Consider the following 26193-nt stretch of genomic DNA (forward strand, 5'->3'; position numbering starts at 1 on the left):
GGAGTGTGTTTCAGTACGGCGTCGACTAAAGACCATGTATCAGATCAAAGGCCGGGATGGCGAACTTGCTAGGCGTATCGGTCGCCGATCCGTGTTCGAAAAACTAATAAAATCAATGGAAAGAGCGCAGGTAGCATGATTCATATTCATCCATTTCCAGCAAGAATGGCCCCAGAAATCGCCCTTCGGGGTCTTGAGAACTTGCAGACGGATGCTCTGGTTCTCGACCCCATGTCCGGTTCCGGAATGGTCATTGGTACTGCCTCAAAGCTTGGTCTCAACTCCATTGGCTACGACCTCGACCCTCTTGCATGTTTGATTTCAAGGGTGAACGGCACTTCCGTCAACCCAAAAAAGGCAAGAGAGCTTTGCGTGCAGCTATTGGAACAATGCCAGCAAGTACAGCCGACAAGGATCGAGCTTTCTTGGATCGACTTGGACAAGGAGACTTGCCAGTATGTTGATTTCTGGTTCGGGAAAAAGCAGCAAGCGCAACTTAGAACTCTTAGCTACCTTCTTGTTGCCCGGCCTTTCACCTCAAACCAGAAATATTTGGACCTATTGAAAGTTGCTGTATCCCGGCTGATTGTTACCAAGGAGCCGAAAGCGTCACTGGCCCGTGACACTGCACATAGCAGACCACACCGGACGATCTTAGAGAACGACTTTGATGTATTTCAAGCACTACCCAAGTCTGTCGAACACGTGCTGTCGGCACTCAACCCTGAGAAAGTCTTGAAGCAAACTAGAACCTATCGTGGTGACGCGCGCAAGATGGGGCGGCTTGTTGATTGCTCGGTAGATTGCATTGTGACCTCTCCTCCTTACCTGAACGCAATCGACTACATGCGAGGCCATCGGCTTTCTTTGGTCTGGTTGGGGTATAGTGTATCCGAACTCCGGAAAATCCGCGCTCGTTCGGTAGGCGCTGAAGTGGTTGACAATCGCGCGGATTGTACCGAACTCAAGGCTTTTTTTTCATCCTTGCATGAAAGTGTCGATGACAAAAAAAGGCGAATATTGCGGCGCTACTATCGCGACCTATGTGCGCTGACCGATGAGGCCTACAGGGTGCTCAAGCCACAACGCACTGCTACATACGTTATTGGGAACTCTAGAATTAAGGCGCAAGAAGTCAGGAATTCCGATCTACTGATTACTGCCGCAAGCAAAAGCGGTTTTCGTGTTGTAGATAGCTACGAACGGGATATTCCAGAGAACCGCAGATATATGCCGTTTCATAATTCATCTGGCTCATCCCTCTCCAATCGGATGAGATCGGAACATGTAATCGTTTTTGAAAAGTAATTCGGAATTCTGATTCCCGCAGCTGACCCCTGTCGGCGGAGAGCGCTGCGCCGACGGGGGTCTACATCTGCCGAGATTTCCCATCATAACTGGGTACGTGCTTAATACTTCTCCGATCAAACCCAGATGTTTGGTCGCAATGAGGCCAGTTCAACACTTGCCTGGAACTGGATGGAGCTTCACTCTTCATGACTCTCTCCCACACAGCCACATAACATGATGAAAAGTCGAGCTTTTTCTCGACATGTGCCTATAATGGAGCGTGGCCAGAAGGAGGTCACGATGCCCAGCCTACGTCTTACCCGCCGCGCGGTTGATGAAATCCCCTTTGCCCGGAAGGGGCAAGTACTCTACCGAGATACGATGCTCCCCGGCTTTGGGCTACGTGTCGGTGCGCAATCCAAGGTGTACTTCGCCGAAGGGCAGGTGCACCGCCGCACGCGGCGCGTCACCATTGGCCGGGCAGACGTCTTTGCGCCCGAGGTTGCCCGCAAGAAGGCGCTGACGATCTTGGGGGACATGGCTGACGGGCATGACCCAAACGCCGAAAAGCGCCAAGAGGCTGCCGAACAAGTGACGCTGGAACTGGCGCTGAAGCGCTTCTTGGAGGTGCGCAGCCTGTCAGCGCATACCGTCAGCCACTACCAACGCACCGAGCGCCTGTACCTCAAGTCGTGGCGTAAGAAGCCGTTGAACGCGATCACCCGCCAGATGGTGCTGAAAAAGCATCAGGACATTGGCAAGAAGCATGGCGAGACCACGGCCAATAACGTAATGCGGCACTTCCGGTCGATCTATAATTTCGTTGCCGCCACCCAAGACGACTTCCCGCCGAACCCGGTGCAAATCCTGACGCAGGCGCGGGCATGGTATAAGGAACGGCGGCGTCAGACGGTGATTACCGCGTTGGACCTGCCTGCATGGTGGGGAGCCGTGATGGCGGAGCCGGAGTATTCGCGGGACTTCCTGCTGACCGCGCTGTTCACCGGGATGCGCCGGGGTGAACTGACCAAGCTCCGCTGGGAGAATGTGGACCTGAACAGCAAGGTTCTGCATCTGCCGACCACGAAGAACGGCGACCCGCTGAACCTCCCGCTGTCCGATTTTCTGGCCGACCTGCTGAGTGAGCGCTGGGTGCGCAACAACGGCTCGCCTTGGGTCTTTCCGGGGCCGGGCAAGAGCGGCCATCTGGTTGAAACCAAGAAGTTCCTCCTTCGCGTGTCAGCCGGGTCCGGCGTTAGCTTCACCCTACACGACCTTCGGCGCACCTTCATCACCATCGCGGAAAGCCTTGACGTGCCCTACTACGCGCTCAAGCGCCTGCTGAACCACCGCACCAACGGCGACGTGACCGGCGGCTATATCGTGGTGAACGCCGAACGCCTGCGCGAGCCGGTGGAATTGGTGGCTAAGCGCATTTTGGAACTATCCGGATCGTAAAGATTCGGATTCCTTAGAATTCGGGTTCCTTCATCGGGCCGCTTGTCGAAGTTGTCCGGTGGTTCCATTTGCGCTGTGTTGCTGCCAGCTTCCACCGACAGAAACCTCTATAGCGGGTGATCTCCTATGCTTCGGCGACGCGCGCGGGCGCGTGCTGGCGCTGGAGTGTCTTGGACGGCACTAGAATCGCAACGAACATTTCTTGACCCTCGCCATAACCTGCGCCATCAAAGCATGGCGAAAGCAAACCCAAAAGCGGGGTCGCAGCCGTGGGGCGGTGAAAGTCCGTAGTCGCGACGGGGAAGGCTATGGCCGATCGGAATATAGATCGTGCTAACCGACCGGGGCGTATGGCCGAGACATTAGGGGAAGTGGGCATCAATTGCGTGCTTCCGGGCATCAGCTTCAACTGAGCCGTGCTCCGTCACGCTCTGCGAAAGTACCGAAAATGAAACATTCGTACCTATTGGGGGCAGAATACCCCCAATCCACCGCTACAAGCACGAAGCCTCGTAACCCAAAAACGAAATCGCTTCTAACAACCAAAGACGTCGCGCGCCTTACTGGCCTGAGCGCCTCGTACTTCGAAAAGGGCCGCGTCTATGGCTACGGCCCAAAATTCATCCGCCTGAAATCAATTGGTAAAACCGGCAAGGTTCTCTACCGTGTTGAGGCGGTCGAAGAATGGCTGAAAGAGCAGGAGTGTGAGCCGGGGGTGTACACCCATGGTCGGTAATCTGGCACCCAACCCCGCGCGCGCCATCGAATTCCTGCACTGGCTGAACCCTGACGCGCCCATCTACCTCGAGTCCATGGCAAACCAAGGAGAAGCAAGGCCAATCGCAAGGCGGTTTTCCCGGCTGGAAATCTCGGAGGCGACTTCCTTCGTTGCATCCGGCAACTCGGACGATGCCCAGCGCAATATGTACTTCCTACCGAATGCAGAATTCTTGGAAGGCAACCGCAAAAAGCAGAACCTTTCCGCCGTGCGTTTCCTGCATGTTGATCTGGACTACAAGGACTATCCGGGAACGCCAGAGGAACAGGCCGACTTCGTCATAGGCATTCTGCATGATGACAAGAAGCGCCCGAAAGGTGTTCCGCTGCCGTCCGCCATCTGGGAGACGGGTGGCGGCTGTCAAGCGGTGTGGAAGCTGGATGAGCCGCTGGACATCCAGAAGGCCGAGGAACTCAACAAAGCCCTGCTATTTGTACTTCAGGGCGGACCGGGGACGCACAATGCCGACCGGTTGTTGCGCCTGCCCTGGACGATGAACTGGCTGAATGACAAGAAGCGCGCGGATGGCCGTGAACCTGCCTTGGCGTGGGCTTTCGAGCCGATGGATCTGACCAAACCTCCCCGCACCTACTCGGTGGCTGACTTCCGGGTGAAACTGCCCAAAGAGGCAGCCAAACCCGCCGGGAAGCCTTCGGCGTTGGCCGCACCTATGGTCGAGGTCGAACCGCTCCCGCTCCCCGACCATCTCTATGAAGTGCTGCCGCCTGAACCGGAATGGGTCGAAGCAATCATGACCGGGAACAATCCGCCGGGGAAGACCTACGTATCCCGTTCGGAACTGGTATATGCCGCCGTTTTCTGGATGCTTGGGAAAGGGATGCAACCGGGGCACGTTTTGTCGATCATTGTGTCGCCGGACGTGGGCATTAGCGCCCATGTTCTCGAAAAACCCAACCCGCTTGCCTATGGGCACCGTCAGGTGGTGCGTGCAATGGCTGCGATTGAATTGCGTACTGGCGGCTGGCCGGTCCGTGATGATGACGGTCGTCCCATCAAAAATTTCCCGCAGAACATCCGCTACGCGCTGGCTGTGGTGGGTGTCGATGCCCAGCGCAACACGTTCACGCAAACGGACGAGTTTCGCGGCTACGGCCTTGATGGGCGCGACCTGAACGATATCGCGGAAATTCTGTCCAGTGCGTTCCTCCGCGATTTGGATTTCGTCGCGGCACCGACATACGTGAAGCGCGAATTGTTGGCGGTTGCACATGAGCAGCAATACCACCCTGTCGAGGATTACCTTGACGGGCTGGTGTGGGACGGGACGCCGCGTATCGACAGGTGGCTGGCGGTCTACTGTGGTGCAGACGACAACGAGCTGAACGCCGAATTCGGCAGCAAGCTCTTGATCGCGGGCGTGCGCCGTATCAAGCAGCCGGGCGTGAAATTCGACACAATGCTTGTGCTCGAAGGTGCGCAAGGTGCGGGCAAATCCCAAATCGCCCAGCGCCTAGCAATCCGCGATGAATGGTTCTGTGGCAGCCTCGACCTCAAGAGCGACGACAAGACCAAGGCCGAAATGTTGACCCGTGCATGGATTGTCGAGTGCCAAGAACTGGACGGGATGAACAAGACCACCAGCCAGAGCTTGAAGAAGTTCCTGAGTACAGCCGTCGATATGTTCCGCCCGGCATATGCTCGCAACGCGGCGGAATACCGTCGTCACTGTATTATTTTGGGTACGACCAATGAACTGGCATACCTACGCGACTTGACCGGCAATCGTCGCATCTGGCCGGTGACAGTCGGGGAGATTGATCTCGGGCGCTTTTCCGCTGACGTTGATCAGCTTTGGGCCGAAGCGGTTGTGCGTGAGGCGGCGGGCGAATCGATTAACTTGTCGCCGCATCTGTGGGATGTCGCCAAGAAGGTGCAGGGTCGGCGTATGGTCGAGGATGCCTATGCGGACGTGCTGGAGGACGCCTTTGGCGAGACCAAAGGCCGGGTATCTATGGACAGCGTGAAGCTCCTCCTCGGCCTCGACACGGCGCGTATGTCACCGGTGGACAAGCGGCGGATCAATGCGGTTATGGCCAAGCTGGGGTGGGACTACGGTACCCATCGCCTGCACGATCTCGGGCGGCGGGACAAGGCTCAGCGCAAGGGGTTCGTGCGTGGCGATGCCGACGAACGGAAGGTCGAGTACATTGCTCGCCGGGTCGACGGGGGCATCGTGGTCATCGACCGCCTAGACGCGCAACGTCATGAGGAACCGCCGTTTTGAACGGCGTGGCGTACCTTGTAACGTAACATAAGGCCCAAACTGGCCTGCACTACCCGGCGGGGCGCTATGGTGCCCCGCCTTATTTTATTTCTGAAACCTTCAGAGCTAAGTTACGGTTACAAGTTACAAAAAGGCCAGCGGCAGACAAATTTGCTACGGGCGTTTGAGGGCGGCAGAGGGGCGCGTAGGACACATTGGGCAAAGGGGGTGGCGCAACCCCTAGGTGGGGCCTGTATGGCCCTCTCCGGGCCTCTCCGCCCCGTTGCATAATGCTGGCGGATAGGTTGCCCCTCACGCCGGGGTCAGCTTATACGGCTAATTGACGCTCAGCGTTTGGGTCTGCCAACTATCGCGTTCAGGAAAATACCGGATCGTGCCGGTAAACGTGCCCCTCAGCATCGCCCCGAATCCATTTTGTGCGTCAAAGTGCCCGTTCACTTGGTATAGGCAATCTCCGGCATGACCAGTGCCCGCACCGTATCGCGATGGAAACTCGGCGGTTGACGGTGCAACTAGCGTCCGCCGCACGTCCGCTTGGATCATGACGTAGGCTTGGGACGCCTTCTGGTCGGTGCACTGGGCTAGGCGTTCCGCTTCTGCCAAGGCAGACCTGCGGGCCGCTTCGACAGCATGGGCATCGGGATCAAGTTCGCGCAGTTCCTCGAACCAACGGTCCTCGTCGATTTCGCGCAGTTCCGTCAGGAAGGCGGCGGGATCGCTGGCCCGAAGCTCCGCCAGATGCGCCTCCCGCTGTTGTTCAACTATGGTTGCGCCTTGGACGGCAAAGAACCCCGTGACGGCAAGAAGAAGCAATGCCTTACCTCGATGCCGAAAATGGGGAAAGCCCTTGCCGGTGAGCAACGTAAAGACGAAGACGCAGAACAGCAGGATGGCAATGGTGGTCTGGGCGTTCGCGCTTTTCTGCTGAATGAGGTACAGGGCGACGCCCAAGGCGACCAGCTCCAACATCACGATCTGGGAACGGACGAATACGCGGAACACTGACGCGCTCTGTTTCTTAATGCTACTGCTCATAACGGCCTCTTTACTAACGAAATCGGCCACCAGAGTTTCCTCTGGCAGCCGGGGAGTTAGTAAGCCGCCGCAAGACGACCGCGCTGGCCTTTAGGCCGGAGCCCTGGACATACGCCAGTGCCTCCCCGACCATAGGGATCGAGGAGGTGTCATTTCGGCCGACACCGGCCGCTTGCGGTGGGGTTACTACGCCCCGAGACTGGCTCTTTCTGCCAATCCTGAGCGCAGCCTAGCCCGGATGTCTGAAAATCGAAAGCGCAAACGTCACCTCGCGGCTATGCCGAAGGTGTTGATTCCAGTTCCGAATTTGCTTTGAAGGCGGAGAAGAGTGGTGCCGGTGATAGGACTCGAACCTACGACCCCATCATTACGAATGACGTGCTCTACCAGCTGAGCTACACCGGCATCCTTCTCTCGTTCGGCCCTACTATGGCCCTACTAGTTCCAACGCGCCACCTGTAAGCGACTGGCTTTTAACATCATTCACGAGCGGACCCGCTACTTACGAATGACGTGCTCTACCAGCTGAGCTACAGCGGCCACCTTCTCGCCCGCGGGCCGGGTCTGGCGCGGCGGGACCGGGTGCCGCTTTAACCGAGCCGGGGGCAGGGCGCAACAGGAATTGCGCGCGCGCCCACGCGCCCGGTCCGGTGCTCCGAGAAATCCGCCCATGCCACCTTTCGCCCGGTCGCGCGGGGCGCTAACGTCGCGGCGAAAGACGGGGGGCGAAATGTGACCGAGATCGTTCTGGTGCGGCACGGGCAGGCCAACAACAGGGCCACCGACGAGGCGGGATATGACCGGCTCTCGCCCTTGGGCGTGCAGCAGGCGGATTGGCTCGGCATGCACATGCGCGCCACCGATCCGCATTTCGACCGGGTCATCACCGGCACGCTCGCCCGGCAGCGGAGCACGGCCGACGCCATGGGCTATGGCGGCGGCGACGTGGACGCGCGCCTCGACGAGCTGAGCTATTTCGCGCTGGCGCAGGCCGTGGAGGCGCAGCACGGCATCCCCGCCCCGCAGGATGCCACGCAATTCGCGCGCTACCTGCCGCGGGTCATCGAGCATTGGGCGCAAGGCAATCTCGACGGGTTGCCCGAGAGTTACGAGAGCTTCTCGGCCCGCGTGACGGACCTGCTCGACGAGCTGTCGGGCAGCGGCGGGCGCGTGCTCGTTGTCACCTCCGGGGGCGTGATCGGCATGGCCATGCGCCACGCACTCGGGCTCGACATTGGCGGCATGTCCAAGGTCATGCTGCAAGTGATGAACAGTTCGCTGCACCGTGTGCACCATGTCCATGACATGCTGATGGTGGGGGCGTTCAACGCCACGCCGCATCTCGACGCACCGGACCGGGCCCATGCCCGCACCTTTATCTGAAACGGGCATCTGAGACGGGAGAGGAACATGAAACTCTATTATGCAAGGGGCACAATCGCCATCGCCGTGGCCATCGCACTCCACGAGGCGGGGCTCGAGTTCGAGCCGGTGCGGCTCGATTTCAAGGCGGGCGAGCAGACGCAGCCGCGGTATCACGCGGTCAACCCAAAGGGGCGCGTGCCGGCACTCGTGACCGAGAGCGGCATCCTGACCGAGACCGCCGCCATTCTTGAGCACATCGCCGACCTCGCGCCTGCCGCCGGGCTGCGCCCGACCGATCCGTTTGAGGCCGCGAAGATGCGCGAGGCGATGTGCTATCTCGCCTCGACCATGCATGTGAACCATGCGCACCGCGTGCGCGGCCATCGCTGGGCCGTTGAGGAAAGCTCGCTCGCCGACATGAAGGCCAAGGCCGTCGAGACCATGACCGCGAGCGCGGCCCATGTCGAAAATCACATGCTCAAGGGGCCCTACGTGCTGGGCGAGGCGGTCTCGCTGGCCGATCCGTATCTCTACGTCGCCTGTAGCTGGCTGCCCGGTGACGGGGTGGACATGGCGGCCTATCCAAAGATCACCGCCTTTGTCGAGGCGATGCGCACCCGTGCCTCGGTGGCGCAGGTCATCGCCGACGACATGATCTGAGAGGACAACCATGACACATCTCTGGGTCCGGGCCGAGCAGCGGCCGAATGAGGAACGGGTGGGGATCACGCCCGACGGAGCGGCGCAACTGGTCGCCAAGGGTATGCGCGTGACGATCGAGGAAAGCCGCAATCGTGCGATCCCGATTGACGGCTACCGCGACGCGGGCTGCGAGATCGCGCCCGAGGGCGCGTGGCCCGATGCCCCCGCCGATGCCATCATCTTCGGGCTCAAGGAACTGCCCGAGGATGGCACGCCGCTACGCCATCGTCACGTCATGTTCGGCCATGCCTTCAAGGGGCAGCATTCCGGCAAACGGCTGTTGCAGCGGTTCAGGGCCGGGGGCGGCGCGCTCTATGACCTGGAGTATCTCGTGGACGAGGACGGACGCCGCGTCGCCGCCTTCGGCTACTGGGCGGGCTATGCGGGCGCGGCGGTGTCGCTCATGGCATGGGCGGCGCAGCGGCAGGGCAAGACCTGTCCGCCCGTCGATACCTTTGCGGGCCGCGATGCGTTGATCTCCGTGCTCGCCGCGCAGCTCGACGCCACCGGCGCGCCCCGGCCCACGGCCATCGTCATCGGCGCGCTGGGCCGCGTCGGCACCGGGGCGAGCGACCTGTGCGAGGCGCTGGACGTGACGGTGACCCGCTGGGACATGGCAGAGACCGCGCATGGCGGGCCGTTCCCGGAAATTCTCGCGCATGACCTGTTCATCAACTGCATCCTCGCGCGCCCCGGCACGCCGGTCTTCGTGCCGAAATCGGCGGTGGCTGAACCCCGCCGCCTGACGGTGATCGGTGACGTGGCCTGCGATCCCGACAGCGATTACAACCCGGTGCCGGTCTATGACACGGCCACGACATGGGCCGAACCGGCGGTGCGCGTCCACGACGCGCCGCCGCTGGACGTGATGGCCATCGACAACCTGCCCTCGCTCCTGCCGCGCGAATCCTCGGAGGATTTCGCCGCGCAGCTTCTCCCGCACCTCGCGACGCTCGATCGGCTCGACACGGGCGTCTGGGGCCGGGCGCGGGCGATATTCGACACCCATATCAAGGAGGTCTGAAACATGACGATTCACTGGTGCGGCACCGGCCTTTCGGCCATCCCCGGCCTGCGGCGGCTGATCGAGGCGGGCCATGACGTGACCGTCTGGAACCGCTCCACCGGCAAGGCGCAGGCGGCGGTGGGCGACCTGACCGCCGATATCCACGCCTTCGATCGCGATGCGCTGGCCGGGGCGCTCAAGCCCGGCGACGTGGTCGTCTCGATGCTGCCCGGCGACTGGCATGTGCCGCTGGCGGAGCTGTGCCTGTCCAAGGGCGCGCATTTCGTCTCGTCCTCCTACATCGCGCCAGAGATGCGGGCGCTGGATGAGACCGCACGCGCACGCGGGCTGAGCCTCGTCAACGAGATCGGCCTCGACCCGGGCATCGACCACCTGATGGCGCATCACCTTGTGGCCGATTACCGCGCCTCGGGGGTGTGCGACGCGGCCAACGACCTCAGCTTCACCTCATATTGCGGCGGCGTGCCCAAGCACCCGAACCCGTTCCGCTACAAGTTCAGCTGGTCGCCGCTGGGCGTGCTCAAGGCGCTGCGCTCGCCTTCGCGCTCGATCCGCGAGTTCGCGGAGTTGAACGTCGCGCGGCCGTGGGATGCGATCTCGTCCTACCAGGCCCCATTGCCGACGCCCGAGACCTTCGAGGTCTACCCCAACCGCGATTCCATCCCCTTCATCGAGGATTACCGCTTCGATCCCGACTGGCGGGTCAGGGATTTCGTGCGCGGCACGCTGCGGCTCAACGGCTGGTCAGAGGCGTGGAAGGACGTGTTTGCCGAGATCGAGACGCTCGAGGGCGATGCCGGCGAGGCGCGGCTCAGGGAAATGTCCGATCAGTTCTGGCAAGAGAACGCCTATGACGAGGGCGAGCCAGATCGTGTCGTACTCTGCGTTGGGCTGCGCGCCGAGCGGGACGGCATGCCGGTCTGGCACAAGACCTACTTGATGGACGCTTGGGGCGATCTGCGCGGGACGGCGATGGCGCGGCTGGTGTCGGTGCCCGTCTCGCTGGCGGTCGAATCGGTGCTGGCACGCGAAATACCTGCGGGCGTCAGCCCCGCGCCACACGACCCGAAGCTGGTGGCGCGCTACCTGTCCGAGGTTGACCGGCTGGCGCAGCATTTGCAGGTGGTGGATCACCTCGCCTGAACGATGTGCCGGGGCGGCGCGATGCCGCCCCGGCACCGGGCTCAACCCACCACGTTGAAGTCCGGGCCGTAAGGATAGCCGGTGATGTTCTCGTTGCCGTCCTCGGTGATCACGAGAATATCGTGCTCGCGGTAGCCACCGGCGCCGGGCTGTCCCTCGCCAAGCGTCAGCATCGGCTCCATCGAGATCACCATACCCGGCTCCAGCACCGTGTCGATGTCCTCGCGCAGTTCCAGCCCCGCCTCGCGGCCATAGTAGTGGCTGAGAATGCCGAAGCTGTGGCCATAGCCGAAGGTGCGGTATTGCAGCAGGTCGCGCTCTTCGAAGAACGCGTTGATCTGGTGCGTGACGTCGGCACAGCTCACCCCGGGCTTGAGCAGTGACATGCCGTACTCATGGGCGGCAACATTGGCCTCCCAGATCTTGCGGCTGGCCGCGTCCACCTCGCCCGCGAACATCGTGCGCTCCAGCGCCACGTAATAGCCCGACACCATCGGGAAGGTGTTGAGCGACAGGATATCGCCGCGCTCGATCATGCGCGCCGTCACCGGGTTGTGCGCGCCATCTGTATTGATCCCCGACTGGAACCACACCCAGGTGTCGCGGTACTCGGCATCGGGAAAGCGCTTGGCGATCTCCACCTCCATCGCGTCACGGCCTGCCATCGCCACGTCGAGCTCGCGCGCGCCGACCTTCACCGCGTCGCGGATGGCGTAGCCGCCCACATCGGCCACCTGTGCGCAGGACCGGATCAATGCGATCTCGGCTTCGGACTTGCGCATCCTTTGCCGCATCGTGGCCGGGGCGAGGTCCAGCATCGTCAAGGGCTCGAGGAAATCCTCCAGCCTGTCGCGCTGCATCAGCGTCAGGTGATCGCCCTCGTAGCCGACGACCCCGCCTGTCCCTGCCACGGACCGCACCGCGCGCCAGAAATTGTCGCGCTGCCAGTCGGTATAGGTGATGTTGTCGCAAAATGACCGCCGCCACGGCTGGCCCGCGTCGATGCCCGCGCTGATGGTGACGCAGTCGGTTTCGGTGATGACAAGGCCGTAGGGCCGCCCGAATGAACAATAGAGAAAGCCCGAATAGTACGCGATATTGTGCATCGAGGTGAGGACGACGGCGCTTGCCCCCGCCTCATCCATGATCTCACGCAGGCCCGCAACCCGGGCCTCGTACTCGGATATGGAAAAGGGCAACGGGGCCTTTTCGCCGTTGTGGAAACGATAGAAATCAGGACGTGCAGTCATAGTGACCCTCCTTGCAAAAGAAGGTCCCGGCGTTCAGGACTGTTGGGAAAGGCCCTGATCGGGGCGACGCCATCGCCCGGGCCTGATACCTTTTCTTGCCGATCGCATGCGCTCTGGCAAGGTGGTTTGTGGCCCGAACGGAGATTTGCGGCATGATTACGCGGACAGGTGCGCGCAACCTTATCACCGATGTGGCCGGGCTGCGCGTGGGCAATGCCGGGGATGCGCGGCTTCGCTCCGGTGTGACGGTGCTCGCCGCCGACGCGCCTTTTACCGCCGGGGTGCACGTCATGGGCGGCGCGCCGGGCACGCGCGAGACCGATCTGCTCGCCCCCGACCGCGCGGTGCAACAGGTCGATGCGCTGGTGCTGTCGGGCGGCTCGGCCTTTGGCCTCGATGCGGCCTCGGGCGTGGCGGAGGGGCTGCGCGACATGGGGCGCGGCTTTGCCGTGGGGGACGTGCGCGTTCCCATCGTGCCCGCCGCCATCCTGTTCGATCTGCTGAACGGCGGGGACAAGGGCTGGTCGGATAATCCTTACAAGGCGCTTGGCCGCACAGCGCTCGCCGACGTGTCGGAGGAGTTCGAGATTGGCAGCACCGGCGCGGGCACGGGGGCGACCACGGCGACCCTCAAAGGCGGGCTCGGCTCGGCCTCGGTCCTCTTGCCTGACGGCAGCACGGTGGGGGCGCTGGTGGCCGTGAACGCTCTTGGCTCGGCCACCGTGGGCGCGGGGCCGCATTTCTGGGCCGCGCCCTTCGAGATCGACGGCGAATTCGGTGGGCTCGGCCTGGCTCAGGGGTTTGGCGATCCGATGCAGGCCCCCACGAAACTGGCGCATCACGCCAACACCACCATCGGCATCGTCGCCACCGATGCCGCCCTCACACAGGCGCAATGCACCCGGCTTGCCACTGCCGCGCATGACGGGCTGGCCCGCGCTCTGCTGCCGTCGCACACGCTGATGGATGGTGACCTGGTCTTCGCCGCCGCCACAGGGGCGCGCCCCGCGCCCGACCTTGCTGCGCAGGTGCTGCTGGGCCACGCCGCCGCCTGCACCATGGCCCGCGCCATCGCCCGCGCGATCCACGCCGCCCGCCCGGTGCCCGGCGACCTGCTGCCGACGTGGTCGGAGCGGTTCGGCTGAGAGAAAAGCGGCCCCGGTGTTTCCACCGGGGCCCTGGGACACAACAGACGTGAGCGGTGGCTCACCGGGCACCGTCAATCAGGACACTCTTGACCAGCGCGGTTTGCGCGATCCCGGCACCCGTCACATGGGGAAGAATCGCGCGCTTGTCCCGTCAGGAAATCCTTACCTTTTCCCCTCGGAGGCGCATTACGTTGTGTCACTCACCGGTTCAGGCGACGGCGATATTGTCGATCAGCCGCACCCCGGCGAGCCACGCGGCGGCAAAGAGCCGCGCGGGACGGTCGGGCGCGTCGAGGGTTGCAAGGTCGTCCTGTGCGCGCAGGTCGAGGTAATCCACGCGGGTGAACCCGGCCTTCTCCAGCCGCGCCACCGCCCTCTCGCGAAGCGCCGGGAATGCCTGTCCCGACCGCAGCCCCTCGACCAGCGCCTCCATCTCCTCGTGCAGGCGCGGCGCGGAGGTGCGCGCGCGGTCCGACAACAGCAGGTTGCGCGAGCTGAGCGCCAGCCCGTCGATATCGCGGATCGTCGGGCAGCCATGCACCGTCACCGGCAGGTCCAGATCGGCAGCCATGCGGCGCACCACCAGGAGCTGCTGGAAATCCTTCTCGCCGAAGAACGCGTCGGTGGCGCTGGTCTGGGTAAAGAGCTTGGTCACCACCGTGGCCACCCCGTCGAAATGGCCGGGTCGGAACGCCCCCTCCATCACGTCGGTCAACCCGCTGACCGAAACGGTCGTGGCGAAACTCGCCGGATACATCTGGTCAGCCTCCGGCACCCACAGCGCATCCACCCCGAATCGAGCCAGCTTTCGCGCGTCCTCTTCCTCGGTGCGGGGGTACTTATCCAGATCGGCAGCGTTGTTGAACTGCTTTGGATTGACGAAAATCGTCACGATCACCCGATCGCAGCGCTCTTTGGCCGCCGCCACAAGCGACAGGTGCCCGTCATGCAGCGCGCCCATCGTCGGCACCACGCCGATGCGCTCGCCGGCAAGCGTCCAGGGGCGGGTGGCGATGCGCAGGTCGTCGAGGCGGCGCAGGATCGGCGCGCTCAACTCGGCGACTCCTCGGCGAATCCGTGCTCCGGCGCGGGAAAGGTGCGCGCGCGCACGTCCTCGGCATAGGCGGCGATGGCGGCGGTGCCCGCGTCCCCCAACTCCGCATAACGCTTGACGAATTTCGGCTTGAACTCGGAAAACAGGCCCAGCATGTCATCGACCACGAGGATCTGCCCGTCGCAGCCAGCCCCGGCGCCGATACCGATCGTGGGAATGTCGATCCCGGCAGTGATCCGATCGGCCAGCACCGAGGGCAGCTTTTCCAGCACCACCGAGAACGCCCCGGCCTCGGCAACGGCGCGCGCGTCGGCCATCAGACGCTCGGCCGCCTCGCCACGGCCCTGCACCTTGTAGCCGCCCAGCGTGTTCACCGATTGCGGTGTGAGGCCAATATGCGCCATCACCGGCACACCGCGCGCCACCAGAAAGGCGATGGTCTCGGCCATGTGCTGCCCACCTTCGAGCTTGACCGCCGCCGCGCCCGTCTCGCGCATGATGCGCGCGGCGTTGCGGAACGCCTGTGCGGGGCTTTCCTCGTAGCTGCCAAAGGGCATGTCGATCACCAGCATCGCGCGCGACAGCCCCCGCGCCACCGCCTGCCCGTGCAGGATCATCATTTCCATCGTGACACCGAGGGTCGAGGTCATGCCGTGAACCACCATCCCGAGGCTGTCGCCCACGAGGACGAAATCGCAGGCCGCATCCATCATCCGCGCCATCGGCGTAGTATAGGCGGTCAGCGAGACGATGGGCGCGCGGCCCTTCATCGCCCGGATGTCCTCGGGCAGGGGGGCGGTCTTGCGGGCGGTGGCGCTCATGGCTGTCGGTTCCGTGATGTCCGTGTTGGCGCGCTAGCTATCAAGCTGCGCGGGGGAAATCCACCTCTCTGTTATCGCACCGTGATCGGCGGGCAGCGTCGCTTTCGTGCGGCGTTGTGTCGGATGGGCTGCGCGTGATTTCACAGGATTGATAAACATCTGCCCAAAGACGTTATCCCAACGGAGTCGCACGCCATGAAAACCGAAGTCAAAGCCCTCGTCGTCGGCGGCGGAGCGATCGGCACCTCAATCGCCTATCATCTGGCCAAGGCAGGATGGCAGGACATCATGCTGCTGGAGCGCGACGAGCTGACCAGCGGCAGCACCTGGCACGCTGCGGGCCTGTTGCCGCTTTTCAACATGTCCTACGCCACCACGCATATCCACAAGTATTCGGTGGATTTCTACAAGACGCTCGAGGCCGAGACCGGGCTCAACGCTGGCTTTGCGGTGGTCGGCAACCTGCGCATGGCGCAGACTGACGAGCGCATGGACGAATACATGCTCTATGCCGCGACCGCCGAGACCTGTGGTGTGCCTTACGAGTGGCTGACGCCGGACGAGATCAAGGCGCGCTGGCCGCTCATCAATACCGAGGATCTGAAGGGTGCGATCTATCACAATACCGACGGCTATATTAACCCCGCGGATGTGACGCAGGCGATGGCCAAGGGCGCGCGCCAGCGCGGCGTGATGATCGAACGCAAATGGCAGGCCGATGCATTCCACTGGAACGGCGAGGCGTGGGAAGTCACCTGCACCAAGATGGTGGAAAAGGGCGGCAACCTCGTGCCCTCGGACGAGCAGATCGTGATCACCGCCGAGCATGTCGTCACCGCGTCCGGTAACCACGCGCAGACCACCGCGAAGAAACTCGGCATCAAGATCCCCGCGATCCCGGTCGAGCATCAGTTCATCGTGATGGACAAGGATCCGGCGCTGGTCGAATATCGCGCGAATGGCGGGCAGGAGCACCCCGTGGTCCGCGATGCCGACGCGCAATCCTACGTGCGCGAAGAGCGCGGCGGCTGGATTCTCGGCGTCTATGAGAAAAACGCCCCCGCCTGCTTTGAATATGGCGTGCCCGACAGCTTCCGCGCCGATCTCTTCCCGCTCGACCTGGAGCGGATCGAAGAGCAGTACATGGCGATGATCCACCGCATCCCGTCCTGCGAGGAAAGCGGATTGAAGGACGATTTCAACGGCCCGATCTGCTACACACCCGATGGCAACCCGCTGGTCGGCCCCGCACCGGGGCTGCGCAACATGTGGCTGGCCGAGGGCTTTTCCTTCGGCATCACCGCCGCGGGCGGCACCGGATATTATCTCGCACAGCTCATGGTCGAGGGCGAGGCCGAGATCGACATGGCGAGCCTCGATCCCAAGCGGTATTCGTCGAACTGGATGACCACCGAATTCGCCGCGCGCAAGAACGAGGAGGCGTATGACCATGTCTACATCCTCCACCACCCGGATGAAGAACGCCCCGCCGCCCGCCCGCTGCGCACCGTACCTGCCTATGACCGGCAAAAGGCGCGCGGCGCGCAATTCGGCTGGGTGAACGGCTGGGAGCGTCCCAACTATTATGGCCCTCTCGACGCGCCCGAGAATTTCGACCACGACGCCCGCAGCTTCCGCCGTGGCGGCTGGTGGCAATATGCCGTGGAAGAGGCCAAGGCGATCCGCGAGGGCGTGGGCCTGATCGACGCTTCGGCCTTTACCAAGCATGTGGTCAAGGGCCCCGGCGCCACCGCGTTCCTCGACTGGTTCACCTGCAACAAGCTGCCCAAGGTAGGCCGGATCAACCTGACCTATGCGCTGACCGATGCCGGCACCACGCGTACCGAATACACCATCGTGCGCCGCGCCGAGCACGAATATTACCTCGTCTCCTCGGGCGGCTGGACGGAATACGACGCCGACTACATGCGCAAGGCGGCCGAGGATATGGCGCCCGAATTCGGCTATATCGAGATTCAGGACGTGACCACGCAATACGGTGTCTTTGCCATTGCCGGGCCGAAATCGCGCGACGTGCTGCTTGAGGTGATCAAGGATGCCGACCCGGCAACGGCGCTCTCCAACAAGCGCTTCCCCTGGCTTTCGGCGCGGCAGATCGAACTGGGCATGTGCCCGGTCAACGCCATCCGCGTGGCCTATACCGGCGAGCTGGGCTGGGAGCTGCATCACCCGATCGAGATGCAGAATTACCTCTTCGACCTGCTTGAGAGCGCTGGCGAGAAGCACGGGATGAAGCTGGTGGGCGCGCGCGCGCAGAACTGGCTGCGGCAGGAAAAGAGCTATCGCGCCTTCGGCAACGAGCTGGGCCGGGATGCCACCCCGCTCGAGGCCGACCTGCCCCGCTTCGTCGATCTCGACAAGGAGTTTCGTGGCAAGGAGAAGCTCGTGGAGACCGGCGTTCGCGTGAAATGCTGCACGCTGCTGATCGACGGGCCTGAGGACGCCGATCCGTGGGGCCGCGAGGCGCTCTACACGCCCGAGGGCGAGCGGGTGGGCCGTCTCACCTCGGGCGGCTATTCGGTGGCCTTCGGTCAGTCCATCGGCATGGGCTATGTCCGTCCGAACCTTGCGGTTGAGGGCACGAAGCTACAGGTTCGCATGTTCGACAAGCTCTGGGACGCGACCGTTACCTGCGACAGCCCCTACGACCCGAAGAACGAAACCATCCGCAAGGATGGGTGAGCAATGACGGGGGCGCCTTCGGGCGCCCCCTCATTTTTCGTGCCGGCGCAACCATCGGCGCCACGCGCCCCGTGTGCCGCGAAACGCGTTGATGTCGACGCCGCCCGCGACCCCCGGTACGACGCCGGTGCCGGTGTATTGCCAGAATACCCAAGGTTGCCCCGGATACACCTTGTCGGGCGTTTTCGCCACCGAGCGTAGCCAGAACTCTGCGCGCACCTGTCCGATCCCGGTGACGGCGTAGAATTCCGGGGTGGTGTAGATAATCGGGCGTTGGCCGTAGTAACGCTCTACTATATCAAGGAAAATTCGTGCCTGCCTGCGCACCTCAGCCCCCGGTGGGCGGGTGGTGCAGGTGGGCGAGAACGGGTTCCATTCCATATCAAGCACGGGCGGCAAGGAGCGGCCCCGGCGCGGCACGTTGCGGATGAACCAGCGCGCCTGCACCTCGGGCTGGGTGCAGAAATAGTAGAAATGATAGGCCCCTCGCGGGATGCCGTGGCGCGCGGCCAACTGCCAGTTTCGGTCAAAGCTGGGGTCCTTGACGTCGCCGCCCTCGGTCGCCTTGATCCAGGCGAAGGCCACGCCCGAGGCCGCAACGCGCCGCCAGTCGATCTCTTCCTGGAAGCGCGCCACGTCGATACCGTGCACCGCGTAGCGCGCAGGTCCTCGGGGCCCGAAATCCACAGGATCGTAATCGCCGAAGGGTCCGCCGGCCAGGGCGGGCAGGGGGGCGAGCCAAACACAAAGAGACAGGATACGCAGCATCGGCGGGCATCTCCGGGCGGAGGACTTGCGCCGATCCTAACCGCCCCGACCTTGCCGGTCAGCATGTTTCGCACGCCCGCGATTCAGGAACTTTCGGACAGCTCGTCAAAACAGGCGAGCGCATGCGCGGCATACATCATCGCCGGGCCGCCGCCCATCTGGATCGCCATGGCCAGCACGTCGCCCACCTCCTCGCGGGTGGCCCCGGCGCGCACGAGCGCCTCGACATGCAGGCCGATGCAGGGCTCACAGCGGATGACGATGGACATGCCGAGGGCAAGGAACTCCTTGGTCTTGAAATCGAGTGTGCCACCCTCCTTGACCGCCTTGCCGAGGCCGCCGAAGGCGCGCGCCGTGTCGGGGATGAGCGCGTTCATCGCGCGCAACTCCGTTCTCGTGTCGTCGATTTTCTCTTTCCAGCTCATCTTCGCGTCCTTTTTGCCGGGGGTCCTGCGATCGCAGAAAGCACCGGCAAGGCCGCGAGGCATTGATCCAGATCAGGTGGGGCGGCGGGCAGCGAGAAGAAGGTTGTTGGCGGGCAGGACGCGCGTCCCGGGTGGGGTCAGCCCGGCGGCCTCGATCCATCCCGCGACCTCGGCCACGTCCTTGTAACCGATCCCGGCGTCCTGGGCGCGCAGGCTCGCGTCAAAGCGGGCATCGCCCTCGGAGGTGGCCTGCCCGTCGCGCAGGAACGGGCCATAGAGGGCAAGGTGCCCGCCGGGTGCGAGCGCCTGCGCCGCCTCGCGGATTACCGTGCGCGCTTCGGGCGTGCTGATGAGGTGCAGTAGGTTTACCAGCACGATCAGGTCCTGCCCGCCATTCTCCGCCCCCCATCCCGGCGCGGTCGCGTCGAGCGGACGGGCTGGGGAAAGGTTGGGCAGGGCGGCCTCGGCCACGTAGGCGTCGATGCTGGCGCGGCGAGCGGGGTCGATTTCGGTCGGCTGCCAGTCGAGCCCGGGCATGGCGCGGGCAAAGGCCACCACATGCTGCCCGGTGCCCGAGGCGATTTCCAGCGCGCGGCCCGTCTCGGGTGCGATCTCGCGCAGCGCGTCGGTAATCGGTCCGGCGTTGCGCTCAGCCGAGGGGGCGTGCAGCTTGGCCCCCTCGGTTTCATGCGCGACCGAGGCCATCGGCGGCAGGGTGCGGCGCGTGCTCATGCACCCTCTTCCGTGCGATCGGTCGCCGGGGGCGGGGCCGGGGTGAGCGCCGCGAGCCGTTGATAGAGCGCGTCATCCATTTCGAAATCAATGGCGGCGAGCGAGGGCGCGATCTGCTCCGCCGAGCGGCCCGAGATGAGTGGGACCGGCCCGGCGGGATGGCCGGCGGCCCAAGCGACGGCCAGCGTCGCGGGATCGGTGCCAAGCTCTGCGGCAATGTCCACCAGCGCCGTGGCGGCCTCTTGCATCCAGTTCTGCCCGTAGCGGATCGCGTAGCGTTCGTTGCCGGTGAGCCGCCCCGTTTCGCCGCGCGCGTATTTACCTGTGAGCAACCCGCCCGCGAGCGGAGAATAGCCCGCCACGACCATACCCTCGGAGGCGGCCATCGGCAGGATTTCGACCTCTGCCTGCCGCTTCACGAGGCTGTACATCGGTTGCAGGATCGAGATTTGAAGATCAAACCGAGCCGCGATGCAGGCGGCTTTCATCACCTGCCACGCGGCGAAATTTGATAGACCCACATGGCTGATCTGTCCGCGCGACTTCAGGTCGGCGAAACACTCCAGCGTTTCCTCCAGGGCTGTGCCGGCATCGAAGCGGTGCAGGTAGAGGATATCAACGTGATCCATCCCGAGCCGCTGTCGCGAGATGTCGAACTGCGCGCGGATATTGGCGGCCCCGGCCCCACCAGAGTAGCCAGCCTTGGTTGCGATCACGAGCCGGTCGCGATGCGGCGCGGCAAGTTTGCCGAGCAGCGTCTCAGCCGCGCCATCGGTATAGAGATAGGCGGTGTCGAAATGGGTGATGCCAGCGTTGAGGCAGGCGTCGAACATGGCGCGCGAGGCCGCCGCGTCCGCCGTGCCGCCGAATTGCATGGTGCCAAAGGCAAAGCGGCTGGCCGCGGTCCCGTCGGGAGAGGTGATCTGGATGCTCATGCGGTGGAGAGTGCCATGCGGTGGAACCGAAGAAAAGGTGTCGCCTTGCATCTGAAGGTCATGGGGCTTAGGCGATTGGAAAGGATATAGCGCCCAAGGACCATGCGCCCATGAAGATGCACGAGACCTTTATAAAGCCGATGCACCCCGAGGGGCGCCGCTTCGTCGCGATCTTTGCCGGGGTCGCGCTGGTGCTCTTCTTGCTGTGGGAGCCTTTGGGCTGGATCGGTGCGGGGCTGACGGTCTGGTGCTACTATTTCTTTCGCGATCCCGAGCGCGTAACGCCCACGCGCCCCGGTCTGATCGTTAGCCCCGCGGATGGCATCGTGTCGCTGATCGAGCCCGCCGTGCCCCCCGCCGAGCTGGGCCTGCCGGACACGCCGCTCACGCGGGTCAGCGTGTTCATGTCGGTGTTCAACTGCCACGTGAACCGCGCGCCGGTGGCGGGCCGGGTGACGAAGGTGGCCTATCGCCCCGGCAAGTTCCTCAATGCTTCGCTCGACAAGGCGAGCGCCGACAACGAGCGCAACGGCATCGTGATCGAGATGGCGGACGGCCGCGTGTTGCCGGTGGTGCAGATCGCCGGGCTGGTTGCACGGCGGATCGTGTGTTTCACCGGCGAGGGGCACGAGATCGCGCGTGGCGCGCGGTTCGGGCTCATCCGGTTCGGCTCGCGGCTCGATGTCTACCTGCCCGAGGGGGTGGCGCCGCTGGTTCGCGTGGGCCAGACGATGATCGCCGGTGAGACGGTGATCGCGGAGACCGGCACATGAGCCGCCCCCCGAGAAAGGAGCTGACGCTGGCGCAGCTTTTGCCCAACATGCTCACGGTGGCGGCGATCTGCGCCGGGATCACCGCGATCCGTATGGGCGTGCAGGGCGATTACGTGCGTGCGGTGCAGCTCTTGCTCATCGCCGGGGTTCTCGACGGGCTCGACGGACGTCTGGCGCGGCTGTTGCGCAGCACTTCGGCAATGGGGGCGGAGCTCGACTCGCTCGCGGATTTCGTCAATTTCGGCGTGGCCGCGCCGCTGGTGATCTATCTCTGGGGCTTGCAGGACATGCGCCACGCGGGCTGGATCGCGGTGCTGTTCTTTGCCGTGTGCTGCGTCATGCGGTTGGCACGGTTCAACGTCAGTTCCCGCGAAGAGGGGGCCAAGGGCGGATCGGGGGCGTATTTCCAGGGGCTGCCCTCGCCTGCGGGGGCGCTACTGGCAATGCTGCCAATGTTCTTTACTTTCGCCATTCCGGGGATGTCACCGCCGCCCGCGCCGCTGGTGGCGCTCTACATGGCCGGTGTCGGTCTTTTGATGATCTCGCCGGTGCCGGTGTGGTCCTTCAAGCGGACGCGGATTTCGCGCGAGAACGTGAAATTCTTCCTGCTGGCTTTTGCCTGCGTGGCCGCTGCGCTCACGCTCTTCACTTGGGCGGCACTGATCATGATATGCCTCGCCTATGTCGCGGTCGTGATCTGGGCGGCGGTGTTCTGGTATCCCAAGGACCGATCCTCATGAGCAACGGAGGGGTATGACGATGGATCTCGACGCGGTCAAGAACAGCTACGCCCGGTGGGCCCCTGTCTATGACGCGACTTTCGGCAAGATCACGCATGCCGGTCGCCGTGCGGCGGTGGCCTATATCAACGCGCGTGGTGGCGAGGTGCTGGAGGTAGGTGTCGGCACCGGCCTGTCGCTGGAGACCTATAACAGTGCGCTGCGCGTTACCGGCATGGATTACAGCGAGGACATGCTGCGCAAGGCGCGCGCGCGCGTGTCGAAACTGGGCCTCGACCATGTCGCAGAGCTGCGGCAGATGGATGCGCGCAACCTCGAATTTCCGGATGCGAGCTTTGACACGGTAGCGGCGATGCATGTGCTGTCGGTGGTCCCCGAGCCCGAGCGCGTGATGGCCGAGATCGCCCGCGTGCTGCGCCCAGGCGGGCAGGTGGTCATCACCAACCATTTCCGGCACGAGCGCGGGGTCTGGGCCGGTCTGGCCCGTGCTGCCGCGCCGCTAGAGCGGGTGCTGGGCTGGCATTCGGATTTCGAGATCGACACGGTGATGCAGGACCCGCGGCTGCATGTCGTTACCCGCCGCGACCTGCCCCCGATGGGGATGATGACATTCCTGGTGCTTGAAAAGCGTCTCAACTGACCGAAGAATAGCCCCGCCAGAACCGGCGGGGCTCTGGTCCTGCTTCTGTGGCGAGCTCAGTTGGGGATCTGACCACTGATGCCCTCGACATAGAAATCCATCCCCAGAAGCGTGCCGTCATCAGCGATCTCGCCCTCGGCCAGCCATGCGCTGCCGTCCTGGCGGTTGATCGGGCCGGTGAAGGGGTGATACTCGCCCGCCGCCATCGTCTCCTTGAGCGCCAGCGCCTCGGACTTGACGTCGGCGGGGACCGCGTCGGTGATTTCGCCGATCTTGACCATGCCCTCGTCGATGCCGTGCCAGACCTGCTGGCTCTCCCACGTCCCGTCAATCACGGCCTGCGTGCGGGCGATGTAGTAGGGCGCCCAGTTGTCGATGATCGAGGAGACGCGCGGCAGCGGTTTATATTCGGTCATGTCAGAGGCCTGCCCAAAGGTGATGACATTCCCGGCCTTCTCCGCTGCCGCCTGCGGCGCGGTGGAATCCGTATGCTGCAGGATCACGTCGGCCCCCTGCTCGATCAGTGCCTGCGCTGCATCTGCCTCCTTGGCCGGGTCGAACCACGTATAGGCCCAGATGATCTTGAACTCGACATCGGGGTTGACCTTTTTCGCGTGGAGATAGGCAGAGTTGATGCCCCGGATCACCTCGGGGATCGGGTAGGAGGCGATGTAGCCGATGATGTTCGATTGCGTCATCTCGCCCGCGATATGGCCCTGCACCGCGCGCCCCTCGTAGAAGCGGGCGGAATAGGTCGAGACATTGGGCAGGGTCTTGTAGCCGGTGGCGTGCTCGAACTTCACGTTTGGAAATTTCTTGGCGACTTCGAGCGTCGGCTCCATGAAGCCGAACGAGGTGGTGAAGATCAGGTCCGCGCCTTGAAGCGCCATCTGCGTGATCGCGCGCGCGGCATCGGCGCCCTCGGGTACGCTCTCCTGGTAGACGGTCTCGACTGCGTCGCCGAAATGCTCTTCGACGGCGAGGCGGCCCTTGTCATGCTCGTAGGTCCAGCCGCCATCGCCGATGGGGCCGACATAGATGAAGCCGACCTTTGTCTTTTCCTGTGCGGTGGCCCCGGTCGCGAGGCCGAGCGCGAGCGCGGCAGAGGTGAGCAGGCGGGTGAGTGTCATGTGGGGTCTCCCTGTTGTGGTGTCATTGCGAGGCGTGGAAGATGCGACCCAGAGAGGCGGGGGCGCGCGACTTGTCTGCCGACATGATGACCAGCACGAGGATGGTGATCAAGTAGGGCGACATGGAAAGATATTCGACCGGGATGGCAAGGCCCGCTGCCTGAAGATTGAGCTGCAACACCGTGACGCCGCCGAAAAGCCAGGCACCCAGCAGAACCCGGCCAGCCTTCCACGAGGCGAAGACGACGAGCGCCAGGGCGATCCAGCCGGCGCCTGCGGTCATCCCCTCGGTCCATTGCGGCACGCGGATGAGGCTGATATAGGCCCCGCCCAGCCCCGCGCAGGCCCCGCCGAACAGGATCGCCAGCACCCGCACGCGCACCACCCGGTAGCCGAGCGCATGGGCCGCGTCATGGTTTTCGCCTACCGCGCGCAGGATCAGGCCCGCGCGCGTGTATTTCAGCATCGCCCAGATCGCCGCGACCAGCGCCAGCGCCAGATAAACCATCAGATCGTGGGAAAATACCACCCGGCCGAGAAAGGGAATGTCGCTTAGCGGGCCGAGGTCGAGCCGGGGAGTCGGCGGTGGCTTGATGCCGACATAGCCCTGCCCCAAGAGCGACGAGAGCCCAAGCCCGAATAGCGTTAGCGCGAGGCCCGACGCCACCTGGTTGGCCAGCGCCAGTTGCGTGAGCAGGGCGAAGAGCAGCGACAGAACGGCGCCGCCCCCCGCCGCTGCGGCAAAGCCAATCGCAGGCGAGCCGGTGTTCACCGCCACGGCAAAGCCGCAGATCGCCCCGGTGATCATCATCCCCTCGACGCCGAGGTTGAGAACGCCCGCGCGCTCTACCACCAGCTCTCCCAGCGCGGCCAGCAGGATCGGTGTGGCCGCGACCACCAGCGCGGCCAGAAGCAGGGCCGGGTCGATCGCACCCATCACGCGACCTCCTTCTTGCGGATTCGGATGCGGTAATTTGTCAGAAGATCGACCGCCAGCAGGAAGAACAGCAGCATCCCCTGGAAAAGCTGGATCGCGGCGGCGGGCAGGCCCAGCGTCGATTGCGCCATCTCGCCGCCGATATAGGTGAGGGCCATCAGAAGCCCCGCAAGCGCGATACCCACCGGGTGCAGCCGTCCGAGAAAGGCCACAATGATCGCGGTGAAGCCATAGCCCACGTTGAAATCTATGCTGACCTGCCCGGCAGGCCCGGCCACCTCGAACATCCCCGCCAGCCCGGCAAGTGCCCCGGACGTGCCAAGGCAGACAACCACCAGCCGCCCGGGCCGCACCCCTGAAAAGCGCGCCGCGCGCGGGACCTGTCCGGCCAGCCGGATCTGGAAGCCGAGGATGTGGCGGCTGAGCAGCACATAGGCTGCGATCACCGCGATCACCGCGGCGGCCACCCCCCAGTGCATGCCGGTGCCCTCGATGATCTCGGCGTTGTGGGCGCTGGGATAGTCGCGCAGGTTGCGTGAGCCGGGAAAGCCGTGCCCGTCGGGATTGCGCATCGGCCCGAGCGCCATCGCGGCGAGAAGCTGCTCGGCCACGTAGACCAGCATCAGCGACACGAGGATCTCGTTGGTGCCGAATCGCACTTTCAGCAGCGCCGGGATCATCGCCCAGGCCCAGCCTCCGAGCGCACCCGCGATTATCATCAGTGGAAACACCACCGCGCTGTCGAGTGGGTAGAGTGCGAGCCCCACCCCCGCCCCGGTGAGCGCGCCGAGGATATACTGGCCCTCGGCCCCGATGTTCCACACGCCTGCGCGGAACCCGAGGCTGAGCCCGATGGCGATGAGGATGAGCGGCGTCGCCTTGATGAGAAGCTGTGGCCGGTAGTAAAAGGCGAACTCGCCAAAGAGCGGCTTCCAGAAGATCGTGGCGATCGCCTCGACCGGGTCCTTGCCCAGCGCGGCAAAAAGCGCGCCGCCCGCGATCATGGTGACGAGGACGGCGAAGGGCGGCGTCGCCCATGTCCAGATCCGCGAGGGCTGTGGCCGCTTTTCCAGCCTCAGCATGGCGCGCCCACG

The 26193-nt window shown here is 63.8% G+C and carries 23 protein-coding genes and 1 tRNA gene; 12 read left to right on the forward strand and 12 right to left on the reverse strand.

From position 1 onward, the window contains the following. Nucleotides 1-135: 135 nt before the first annotated feature. The 3 genes from C6W92_RS00805 (at nt 136) to C6W92_RS00815 (ending at nt 5771) form a co-directional block, all read left to right on the forward strand. Nucleotides 136-1308 carry a hypothetical protein gene (locus C6W92_RS00805; RefSeq protein ID WP_164989149.1) on the forward strand — a complete coding sequence of 391 codons (1173 nt, stop codon included), beginning with the start codon at nt 136-138 and terminating at the stop codon, nt 1306-1308. 282 nt (nt 1309-1590) lie between these two features. Further along, nucleotides 1591-2748 (forward strand): tyrosine-type recombinase/integrase, encoded by a 1158-nt coding sequence (locus C6W92_RS00810; RefSeq protein WP_129431179.1) that lies wholly within the window; start codon nt 1591-1593, stop codon nt 2746-2748. A 725-nt stretch (nt 2749-3473) separates the two neighbouring features. Beyond that, the gene (locus tag C6W92_RS00815) at nt 3474-5771 is read left to right on the forward strand and encodes a VapE domain-containing protein (protein WP_129431180.1); all 2298 of its coding nucleotides are present in this window, start codon (nt 3474-3476) and stop codon (nt 5769-5771) included. Between the two features lie 315 nt (nt 5772-6086). Here C6W92_RS00815 and C6W92_RS00820 read toward each other — a convergent pair whose 3' ends face one another. Both C6W92_RS00820 and C6W92_RS00825 read right to left on the reverse strand, forming a co-directional pair. Then, entirely contained in the window at nt 6087-6836 is a 750-nt protein-coding gene (locus C6W92_RS00820) for a hypothetical protein (protein ID WP_129431181.1), read from the reverse strand. A gap of 299 nt (nt 6837-7135) precedes the next feature. Beyond that, nucleotides 7136-7211, reverse strand: a tRNA-Thr gene (locus tag C6W92_RS00825). Between the two features lie 327 nt (nt 7212-7538). Between C6W92_RS00825 and C6W92_RS00830 the strand changes: the two genes are divergently transcribed. Genes C6W92_RS00830 through C6W92_RS00845 form a run of 4 tightly spaced genes read left to right on the forward strand, consistent with a single transcriptional unit; the run spans nt 7539 to nt 11043 of the window. Beyond that, nucleotides 7539-8189 carry a histidine phosphatase family protein gene (locus C6W92_RS00830; protein ID WP_129431182.1) on the forward strand — a complete coding sequence of 217 codons (651 nt, stop codon included), beginning with the start codon at nt 7539-7541 and terminating at the stop codon, nt 8187-8189. 27 nt (nt 8190-8216) lie between these two features. Continuing rightward, the gene (locus C6W92_RS00835; protein ID WP_129431183.1) at nt 8217-8831 is read left to right on the forward strand and encodes a glutathione S-transferase family protein; all 615 of its coding nucleotides are present in this window, start codon (nt 8217-8219) and stop codon (nt 8829-8831) included. 10 nt (nt 8832-8841) lie between these two features. After that, nucleotides 8842-9897, forward strand: coding sequence for a saccharopine dehydrogenase (locus C6W92_RS00840; RefSeq protein WP_129431184.1), 1056 nt, complete (start codon nt 8842-8844; stop codon nt 9895-9897). 3 nt (nt 9898-9900) lie between these two features. Continuing rightward, nucleotides 9901-11043 (forward strand): saccharopine dehydrogenase family protein, encoded by a 1143-nt coding sequence (locus C6W92_RS00845; RefSeq protein ID WP_129431185.1) that lies wholly within the window; start codon nt 9901-9903, stop codon nt 11041-11043. 41 nt (nt 11044-11084) lie between these two features. On the opposite strand, the gene C6W92_RS00850 is transcribed toward C6W92_RS00845, so the two are convergent. Then, nucleotides 11085-12293, reverse strand: coding sequence for an aminopeptidase P family protein (locus C6W92_RS00850; RefSeq protein WP_129431186.1), 1209 nt, complete (start codon nt 12291-12293; stop codon nt 11085-11087). A gap of 152 nt (nt 12294-12445) precedes the next feature. Between C6W92_RS00850 and C6W92_RS00855 the strand changes: the two genes are divergently transcribed. Next, nucleotides 12446-13438: a P1 family peptidase gene (locus C6W92_RS00855; protein WP_129431187.1), complete on the forward strand. Its 993-nt coding sequence runs from the start codon at nt 12446-12448 to the stop codon at nt 13436-13438. A gap of 211 nt (nt 13439-13649) precedes the next feature. On the opposite strand, the gene panC is transcribed toward C6W92_RS00855, so the two are convergent. Next, nucleotides 13650-14495: a pantoate--beta-alanine ligase gene (gene panC / locus C6W92_RS00860; RefSeq protein WP_129431188.1), complete on the reverse strand. Its 846-nt coding sequence runs from the start codon at nt 14493-14495 to the stop codon at nt 13650-13652. Next, entirely contained in the window at nt 14492-15316 is an 825-nt protein-coding gene (gene panB / locus C6W92_RS00865; RefSeq protein ID WP_129431189.1) for a 3-methyl-2-oxobutanoate hydroxymethyltransferase, read from the reverse strand. The genes panC and panB overlap by 4 nt, the downstream gene beginning before the upstream one ends. Nucleotides 15317-15511: 195 nt before the next feature. On the opposite strand from panB, the gene C6W92_RS00870 reads away from it, so the two are divergent. After that, entirely contained in the window at nt 15512-18019 is a 2508-nt protein-coding gene (locus C6W92_RS00870) for an FAD-dependent oxidoreductase (RefSeq protein WP_129431190.1), read from the forward strand. Between the two features lie 30 nt (nt 18020-18049). Here the strand turns inward: C6W92_RS00870 and C6W92_RS00875 are convergent, their stop codons facing one another. The 4 genes from C6W92_RS00875 to C6W92_RS00890 form a co-directional block, all read right to left on the reverse strand. Beyond that, nucleotides 18050-18787, reverse strand: coding sequence for a GH25 family lysozyme (locus tag C6W92_RS00875; protein ID WP_129431191.1), 738 nt, complete (start codon nt 18785-18787; stop codon nt 18050-18052). 83 nt (nt 18788-18870) lie between these two features. Beyond that, nucleotides 18871-19212 (reverse strand): carboxymuconolactone decarboxylase family protein, encoded by a 342-nt coding sequence (locus C6W92_RS00880; RefSeq protein WP_129431192.1) that lies wholly within the window; start codon nt 19210-19212, stop codon nt 18871-18873. 72 nt (nt 19213-19284) lie between these two features. Continuing rightward, nucleotides 19285-19944, reverse strand: a complete 660-nt coding sequence (locus C6W92_RS00885; RefSeq protein ID WP_129431193.1) for a DUF938 domain-containing protein — start codon at nt 19942-19944, stop codon at nt 19285-19287. Continuing rightward, nucleotides 19941-20879 (reverse strand): aldo/keto reductase, encoded by a 939-nt coding sequence (locus tag C6W92_RS00890; protein ID WP_241691034.1) that lies wholly within the window; start codon nt 20877-20879, stop codon nt 19941-19943. The genes C6W92_RS00885 and C6W92_RS00890 overlap by 4 nt, the downstream gene beginning before the upstream one ends. Nucleotides 20880-20989: 110 nt before the next feature. Between C6W92_RS00890 and C6W92_RS00895 the strand changes: the two genes are divergently transcribed. From C6W92_RS00895 to C6W92_RS00905, 3 genes are read left to right on the forward strand one after another with little or no spacing between them, the layout of a single operon-like run. After that, nucleotides 20990-21652, forward strand: coding sequence for a phosphatidylserine decarboxylase (locus tag C6W92_RS00895; protein WP_129431195.1), 663 nt, complete (start codon nt 20990-20992; stop codon nt 21650-21652). Further along, the gene (locus tag C6W92_RS00900) at nt 21649-22392 is read left to right on the forward strand and encodes a phosphatidylcholine/phosphatidylserine synthase (RefSeq protein WP_129431196.1); all 744 of its coding nucleotides are present in this window, start codon (nt 21649-21651) and stop codon (nt 22390-22392) included. Before C6W92_RS00895 ends, C6W92_RS00900 begins: the two co-directional genes overlap by 4 nt. Before the next feature lie 19 nt (nt 22393-22411). Continuing rightward, nucleotides 22412-23032 (forward strand): methyltransferase domain-containing protein, encoded by a 621-nt coding sequence (locus C6W92_RS00905; RefSeq protein WP_129431294.1) that lies wholly within the window; start codon nt 22412-22414, stop codon nt 23030-23032. A 56-nt stretch (nt 23033-23088) separates the two neighbouring features. On the opposite strand, the gene C6W92_RS00910 is transcribed toward C6W92_RS00905, so the two are convergent. From C6W92_RS00910 to C6W92_RS00920, 3 genes are read right to left on the reverse strand one after another with little or no spacing between them, the layout of a single operon-like run. Beyond that, on the reverse strand, nt 23089-24162 hold the full coding sequence (locus tag C6W92_RS00910) for a BMP family ABC transporter substrate-binding protein (RefSeq protein WP_129431197.1): 1074 nt from the start codon (nt 24160-24162) through the stop codon (nt 23089-23091). Between the two features lie 22 nt (nt 24163-24184). Beyond that, entirely contained in the window at nt 24185-25099 is a 915-nt protein-coding gene (locus C6W92_RS00915) for an ABC transporter permease (protein ID WP_129431198.1), read from the reverse strand. Next, nucleotides 25099-26181, reverse strand: a complete 1083-nt coding sequence (locus C6W92_RS00920) for an ABC transporter permease (RefSeq protein WP_129431199.1) — start codon at nt 26179-26181, stop codon at nt 25099-25101. The genes C6W92_RS00915 and C6W92_RS00920 overlap by 1 nt, the downstream gene beginning before the upstream one ends. Nucleotides 26182-26193 lie beyond the last annotated feature (12 nt).

The organism is Roseovarius sp. A46 (assembly GCF_004126395.1).
Classification (GTDB): Bacteria; Pseudomonadota; Alphaproteobacteria; order Rhodobacterales; family Rhodobacteraceae; genus Roseovarius; species Roseovarius nitratireducens.

Bases quoted from the DNA above. Each gene is read 5' to 3' on its own strand.
- C6W92_RS00815 (WP_129431180.1), top strand. From the start codon at position 3,474: ATGGTCGGTAATCTGGCACCCAACCCCGCGCGCGCCATCGAATTCCTG.
- C6W92_RS00915 (WP_129431198.1), bottom strand. From the start codon at position 25,099: ATGGGTGCGATCGACCCGGCCCTGCTTCTGGCCGCGCTGGTGGTCGCG.
- C6W92_RS00840 (WP_129431184.1), top strand. From the start codon at position 8,842: ATGACACATCTCTGGGTCCGGGCCGAGCAGCGGCCGAATGAGGAACGG.
- C6W92_RS00910 (WP_129431197.1), bottom strand. From the start codon at position 24,162: ATGACACTCACCCGCCTGCTCACCTCTGCCGCGCTCGCGCTCGGCCTC.
- C6W92_RS00850 (WP_129431186.1), bottom strand. From the start codon at position 12,293: ATGACTGCACGTCCTGATTTCTATCGTTTCCACAACGGCGAAAAGGCC.
- C6W92_RS00920 (WP_129431199.1), bottom strand. From the start codon at position 26,181: ATGCTGAGGCTGGAAAAGCGGCCACAGCCCTCGCGGATCTGGACATGG.
- panB (WP_129431189.1), bottom strand. From the start codon at position 15,316: ATGAGCGCCACCGCCCGCAAGACCGCCCCCCTGCCCGAGGACATCCGG.
- C6W92_RS00900 (WP_129431196.1), top strand. From the start codon at position 21,649: ATGAGCCGCCCCCCGAGAAAGGAGCTGACGCTGGCGCAGCTTTTGCCC.
- C6W92_RS00870 (WP_129431190.1), top strand. From the start codon at position 15,512: ATGAAAACCGAAGTCAAAGCCCTCGTCGTCGGCGGCGGAGCGATCGGC.
- C6W92_RS00845 (WP_129431185.1), top strand. From the start codon at position 9,901: ATGACGATTCACTGGTGCGGCACCGGCCTTTCGGCCATCCCCGGCCTG.
- C6W92_RS00835 (WP_129431183.1), top strand. From the start codon at position 8,217: ATGAAACTCTATTATGCAAGGGGCACAATCGCCATCGCCGTGGCCATC.
- C6W92_RS00880 (WP_129431192.1), bottom strand. From the start codon at position 19,212: ATGAGCTGGAAAGAGAAAATCGACGACACGAGAACGGAGTTGCGCGCG.
- C6W92_RS00885 (WP_129431193.1), bottom strand. From the start codon at position 19,944: ATGAGCACGCGCCGCACCCTGCCGCCGATGGCCTCGGTCGCGCATGAA.
- C6W92_RS00905 (WP_129431294.1), top strand. From the start codon at position 22,412: ATGGATCTCGACGCGGTCAAGAACAGCTACGCCCGGTGGGCCCCTGTC.
- C6W92_RS00805 (WP_164989149.1), top strand. From the start codon at position 136: ATGATTCATATTCATCCATTTCCAGCAAGAATGGCCCCAGAAATCGCC.
- C6W92_RS00855 (WP_129431187.1), top strand. From the start codon at position 12,446: ATGATTACGCGGACAGGTGCGCGCAACCTTATCACCGATGTGGCCGGG.
- C6W92_RS00895 (WP_129431195.1), top strand. From the start codon at position 20,990: ATGAAGATGCACGAGACCTTTATAAAGCCGATGCACCCCGAGGGGCGC.
- C6W92_RS00890 (WP_241691034.1), bottom strand. From the start codon at position 20,879: ATGAGCATCCAGATCACCTCTCCCGACGGGACCGCGGCCAGCCGCTTT.
- C6W92_RS00875 (WP_129431191.1), bottom strand. From the start codon at position 18,787: ATGCTGCGTATCCTGTCTCTTTGTGTTTGGCTCGCCCCCCTGCCCGCC.
- C6W92_RS00810 (WP_129431179.1), top strand. From the start codon at position 1,591: ATGCCCAGCCTACGTCTTACCCGCCGCGCGGTTGATGAAATCCCCTTT.